Source organism: Bradyrhizobium elkanii WSM2783 (assembly GCF_000472865.1).
GTDB lineage: Bacteria > Pseudomonadota > Alphaproteobacteria > Rhizobiales > Xanthobacteraceae > Bradyrhizobium > Bradyrhizobium elkanii_A.
In genome coordinates this window covers 1-5,397 of record NZ_AXAP01000181.1, presented here as the reverse complement: position 1 = coordinate 5,397, position 5,397 = coordinate 1, and the positions used below count along the sequence as shown (strand labels likewise).

Here is a 5,397-nt window from a genome sequence, read left to right as displayed (position 1 = left end):
ATCGCACGCTCGATCCCGTGGCCCTGCTGGCCGAGATGAGAGACGCCCAGGCGGAGCTCGGCACGCGTGTCGACGCCCGATTGGGCAGGCTCGCGGCAGCAAGCCCACCGGCGCCGACAAAGATCGCAGCAGCGTTCGCGAAGGAGCTCGGCAATGNCCTGCATCTAGGGGAGCAGCGCATCATCCATCGGCGCATGCGCAAGCCATACAAAAAGCGCATGAGAATGCCATCAATGCTCGATCCGCACCTCGCCAACATCGAGCGCTGGCTGACGGCCGAGCCCCGTCTGACCGCGCTGGCAATTCTCGGTCGCCTCGCTGAACAATGCCCCGAACAGTTCGGTCCTCCACAGCACACCATCGTGCAGCGCTTGTTGCGATCGCTCAGACGCAAAGCAGTCGAGACGATCATCCCGCGCACCGCTGAAGGTGCGGCACAGGCCGCTGACCCCGGGACTGGGGCCGCCGCTACGTGTGATGGGCACTCCGCGACGTCCCCAGTCCCTCCGATCCTGCGAGCAATGACGCAACCTCAGACCGGCCGACAGTCGGCGCTACGTCCGTCAAGCGAAAGTAACATCCTCAGATGAGGCAATACGAGAGCCAAATTTGAACGCCGATTGACAGATTGGACTACGCCCGAGTTGCTCGACCTGCAGATTCTGTTCCTCCGGGCCGCGCGCGTCGTCGACGATCGGAGCCTGGACCTACCCATGCCTTTGCGCGGCCTGATTGCCAGCAAGCTGGAGAAATCCGGCGTCCCAGCGCCGCAGACCGCAAAAATCAAAGGGTTCGTTCCGATCGGACGATCCGACCGGGGCAGTCTGTACGACGAGTCACTCCCTCCCGGTCTGATCCTGATCGAATAGACATGCGCGAGGCCCGCGCCGCTAGCGGCCATGCCGCCGCGCCGCCGAGAAGCGTGATGTCAAGCACTGTCGCCGCCGCAGCGGTTTAAAGCCCATTTCTTCCTTGAGGCGTGTTCCGATCAGCTTGCGGCCAAGCCGGACCCTGCCGGCGTGGCGGTAAGTCCCAGGTCTGCCAGCACATCGAGCAGCCGCTCGAGTGCTGCGCGGACCTCGGCACCAAGTAAGTTGAATTTTGCCTTTGCCATTTCCTTTTATCCAAACGCTTATGCCGTCCTCGCGCAGGCCGCTTCCCATAGGCGCCCGTGGCGCGAGCAAGCCTATGCCAGTGGCTGGACGGTGGACACTTCCCCGGTTCGCTGCCCCGTTGCCCCGAGGTTGCAGCCCAAGCGCGTTCCTCAGCCAGCTTCAGGATAAATACGAACACGGGAGCCGCCGTCCGTCTCCTGCAGCTCGGCCCTGTAAGGCACGCCGCGGATGTTGATATATGTCGGGCGCCCGACTTCCGGCATCCGGCGCTCCCCCTCTAGTACACGAACAAGGTAAGTCGGAAGCCAGCGTTCGCGGTGCTGCCACCCCCCGCGGATAAGAAACCCAAGATCCGCGACGGGCTGACGGGATGGCCCAGCTTCATTCATCGGCCTCGCGCGAGGATGATGGATGAGACGAACGTCCCTGCGCCCTGCCGGCCCAAACGTGGCCGAGTAATGCTCGCCGTTGATCGCGAACCGGCTTGGGCCGAACTGGTTCGGCAGGAGATTGATGTTACTCAGTACGTCGATCAGGACTTCTGAGGCCGGTTGCGAGCCGTGGCGCCAGCCCTCGCCGACGATAGGTCCGATATCCAGTAGATCCTGAGGGGCCCCTGATGGCCCGACGAACGACGGCGGTCTGGCGAAGTCAGGCGCCGGCGCAGAGTGAGCATCGTCCCGCAATTGATACGGTGTGGGCGGATTCAGGTTAACCAGTGGCTCTAGACCGCCGTAGATGTCTGATGACGGGGCTCTGGCAGAGGATGGCTCGGGTTCTTGCATCTGCTCCCTAAACCAATCCCAAGCTCCCGCGCTCGGGGTGGCCGGCGTTGCGGGAAGTCCTTGCGACGGGCTGGGCTGTGGGCTATGGCGCAGTGTGAGCGTGGATGTCGCGGGTTCTTGCATCGCCTCTCTAAACCAATCCCAAGCGCCCGCGCTCGGGGTGGCCGGCGTCGCCGGAAGCTCCTGCGGCGAAGCGTTCTGCCGAGCGCCTTCCCCGGCGAGCGGACGCGCGTGCTCAGGAGGAGGCAACCCTAGCGCTCTGTTCGCCTCGAGGACTTGTTGGTATCGCCGAAGCCTGAGCAAATCGGCATTGATTTTGGTGTCCTCGGTTTGCTGCCTGTACTGTTCAACATCTCGGGTCAGCCCATCGTCATTGAGTCGGCCAGCCATGGCCCCCTTGTCGCGCGTTTGCAGCCAATCACTCAGCCTGTAAAGGCGGCGTGCGTGTCGATCGACAGTCTCCGGCTCAATCCTGTGTGTCGCCTTTTCCGCGCTGGCCCACATGTCGATGAGGGTTGCGTCTGCGGGATAAGGAACAAGGCGGCGGATATCGACTGACAACGTTCTTCCGGTGCCGACGTCGCGGAGCTTTTTCAATGCCGCTTTGATGCGCCTGCTGCGATCATTCGCATAGGTTTCCACATCGTCATCCAAGCCAGCTTCCAACTCGGGGTTGCCAATTCGATCCGCGATTGATGGCCTCCCGTTCTGGCTAAGGCGGGCGCTCAAATGGCGCAGATCGGCTATCGCGTTTTTGATGGTGCCGTCGCCCAGTGGTTTGGTGCCGTCGTCCTGGGTGACACTGGCTTTGCTTTTGAAGTCCTCAAACAGCGCCTCGTCCTCCTCAGGGACCCCGCGTGTTCGGCCGGGCTGCTTGGCGTAATCCACGCGAAACTTCGTTGAAAGGATCTCTTGCCGAGCCGTGGAGCCAGACGGCTTTTCGCCGTGGCTCGCCCCAAACGCCTTTCCAACCCCTGATTTGATACGCGACCACAGTCCGCGATTTTTCCTGTTCTTCGTCTCAGTCGCGGGCTGCTCCTCAGATGGCAGGGTATAGCGCGTACTGCTGAACAGATCATCCCGCAAATTGGACCGCGGCGATACTTGGGCCGAAGCTCGAAAGTTAGCGCGGGGGAGGTCCACGCTGTGGCGCGTGCTGCTGAACGAGTTGTCCCTCAAGCGCGAGTGTGGCGGCATCCGCATTGAACCGCCGAGGGCACCGCGCCGGAGTCCTTCACCGCCGTCTGCGGGACCCTCATCAGGCGAACTAGACTTTGCGGAGTTCTCATCAGACGAATTGAGCTGCAACTCGTCCATTTGCTGTTCAAAGCTTGCTTGCGGGCTCGTGGTGCCCGATTGCTGCCCCACCTGCGGCTGCTGATAGTACGCTTGCGCGAATCCTTCCACATCAAAATCAAACAGGTTGAAATTGTTATTCGTTCGCTCCATGGCACCTCACATCACATAGCAAAGCTCGTATCTGGCGCACGGCAAGGTGATTGAGTGAAAGCGATGGAATTTTCGGCCGAGAATCCGGCTGCCGAAGCCTGAAACCAGCACACAATCACCATCATTTGCCGCGGCCGAGACCGCCGCCAACGCCTCCGATTACTCCGAGATCAAGCACTCCGATGTTCATTCCTTCATGATAGGTGGCGTCGCCGTCTAGATATCGAGGTTCTCATCCTAAGAGAGTTAGCTGTTAAGAAGCTGACGAGTGTCAGAAGGGCACAATGTGAAAATGGCGCCGGCGTTGTTTCTCAAGAAATATGCGGTGCACGTGCCACGTGATTTTCGTTCAAACCACGTATAAGGCCGTCCCGACACGGCACGTCGGATCAATACGAGCCTTCCCGTGGCACATCGTGAATGACCATGATCGAGCTAGATCAATCATGGCCTCTCGATCAAGCGCTAGGCTCGATCGGGAGGCACGCCGCTCCCAGTTTAAGCACGCCTCCTGCGCTACGCGCCCATCGGTACTGTCCGAACTATCCTGATAGCGGGCACACAACCTCGCCAATCTTTCGGAAACCATGCGCCGCAAGCACTCCGATGAAACCTCAAACACTCTTGTATCACGGGAGCTCTCCACATGTAGAGCCCGACTCAAGGCGACGGCTGTAGCATCGCTAATAGCTCGAGATCGCGGAACATGGTGTAATTCCGCCGGATCCACTGATGCAACTCGCTGGACGAATCCTTCTCGTCGCGAAGATATCCCGTGAATGAGAAGCTCAGTCGGTCGACGTAAGTCTTTAGAAATACCGGTAGCGCCGAAAAGCGGAGTACACGGCCGCCATCCATGGCGTCAGGTAACTCTCCGCGCAGCACGAATTCGTTGTGGACGGTGACCAGCGCCCCCGGCGGAATCCGCCGCCGCAGCATCTCATAGCTGCGCGAGGAGGCGCGGTCGCTAGCGGCGACGAATAGGATGATGGGGGCGACACGGCGACCGAGCGCCTCCTTCATGAAGCCGATCTCCTCGCACATCTTGAAGAATTCATCGAAGGCATGGAAGCCGAGGTCGATGACCTTGGCCACTCGGTCGTGCAGGATAAGCCGGTCCATCAGCTGCATCTTGCCGTAGGTGTCGATCACATCCGCCGTCTCAGTGATGTTAGGGGGGTAATCGACGAGTGACGGCTCCTTCAGGTTGACGTCGAAGGAGAGCGCAGAGCCGTTCTTCAGCAGCAAGAACTCGCTCAGAAGACGAGAGACGAGGGTCTTGCCGACCTGCGGGGTCGGAGAGCAGATGATGTAGACGGGCGTGGCTAACATCGAGCGAGTTTCGTAGGGGGTTCAGGCCTTCAATGGGCGAACGAGCGATTATTTTTCGCCGCCGCCGGTCACTGACTTGGCGCCTGCCACTTCAGTCAAGTTGATGCGATCATATTCGCGCCACACATTGGCGAGCCAGTGCCGGACATACCCGCGCAGCACGAACGAGTAGTTCGCGGCCTCGTCGTGCCGGCCCTTGTTGGCTATGAAGTCGACGAACGGGACGGAAGCAACTTCGACTTGCTCATAGGCCATCTCATTGAGCTTAGGGATCGTCAACTCGGTCGCGTTCTTGATTCGGTGGAAATAGGAGATGTAGGTCGACTGGTCCCACTGGAAGAACTGAGTGTCGTTGATGAAGTTCTTGACCAGAAAATATTTTGCACCAGCCATGAAATTGGCGGTCTCGGCGATCTCGTCCAGGGAAGCGATGGAGGATCCCAAGGTATGGAAGAGCTATGGCGGAATCTGGGTGATGACGGCCTGAGAAGGGCGGCGTATCGAGGCGGGTAACCAGCCAGCCAGAACCTCTTATGCAGAGCGATACGCCATGAACGAGAATAGCAAGATTGTAGAGCTTCGCCAGCCTGGCGCGATGGATGATCCACTGACGAGTATTTTGCGGCATGGAGCACGCCAGCTTCTTGCGCGGGCGATCGAGGCGGAGGTCGCCGACTTTCTGAGCGATCATGCCGATTTGAAGCTGCCGGATGGGC

At 59.9% G+C, this 5,397-nt stretch carries 4 protein-coding genes and 2 pseudogenes; 2 read left to right on the top strand and 4 right to left on the bottom strand.

Annotated features, from left to right (window positions below; all coding sequences use genetic code 11):
• The first annotated feature begins 644 nt into the window (after window positions 1-644).
• Window positions 645-869, top strand: a complete 225-nt coding sequence (locus YY7_RS0149405; protein WP_028169375.1) for a hypothetical protein — start codon at window positions 645-647, stop codon at window positions 867-869.
• Window positions 870-988: 119 nt separating this feature from the next.
• On the opposite strand, the gene YY7_RS64705 is transcribed toward YY7_RS0149405, so the two are convergent.
• The 4 genes and pseudogenes from YY7_RS64705 to YY7_RS56125 all read right to left on the bottom strand — a co-directional run.
• Complete coding sequence (locus YY7_RS64705; protein ID WP_283807062.1) at window positions 989-1,114, bottom strand: hypothetical protein; 126 nt, start codon at window positions 1,112-1,114, stop codon at window positions 989-991.
• Between the two features lie 150 nt (window positions 1,115-1,264).
• Window positions 1,265-3,349: a hypothetical protein gene (locus YY7_RS62490; RefSeq protein WP_245287708.1), complete on the bottom strand. Its 2,085-nt coding sequence runs from the start codon at window positions 3,347-3,349 to the stop codon at window positions 1,265-1,267.
• A 660-nt stretch (window positions 3,350-4,009) separates the two neighbouring features.
• Window positions 4,010-4,681 carry a hypothetical protein gene (locus YY7_RS0149390; protein WP_028169373.1) on the bottom strand — a complete coding sequence of 224 codons (672 nt, stop codon included), beginning with the start codon at window positions 4,679-4,681 and terminating at the stop codon, window positions 4,010-4,012.
• 48 nt (window positions 4,682-4,729) lie between these two features.
• Window positions 4,730-5,137 (bottom strand): annotated as a pseudogene (locus YY7_RS56125) (hypothetical protein); the annotation flags it as partial.
• Window positions 5,138-5,231: 94 nt separating this feature from the next.
• Between YY7_RS56125 and YY7_RS64240 the strand changes: the two are divergent.
• A pseudogene (locus tag YY7_RS64240) lies at window positions 5,232-5,397 on the top strand (IS256 family transposase); the annotation flags it as partial.

Excerpts from the sequence above, each read along its gene's own strand:
- YY7_RS64705 (WP_283807062.1), bottom strand. The coding sequence starts at position 1,114 with ATGGCAAAGGCAAAATTCAACTTACTTGGTGCCGAGGTCCGCGCAGCA.
- YY7_RS62490 (WP_245287708.1), bottom strand. The coding sequence starts at position 3,349 with ATGGAGCGAACGAATAACAATTTCAACCTGTTTGATTTTGATGTGGAA.
- YY7_RS0149390 (WP_028169373.1), bottom strand. The coding sequence starts at position 4,681 with ATGTTAGCCACGCCCGTCTACATCATCTGCTCTCCGACCCCGCAGGTC.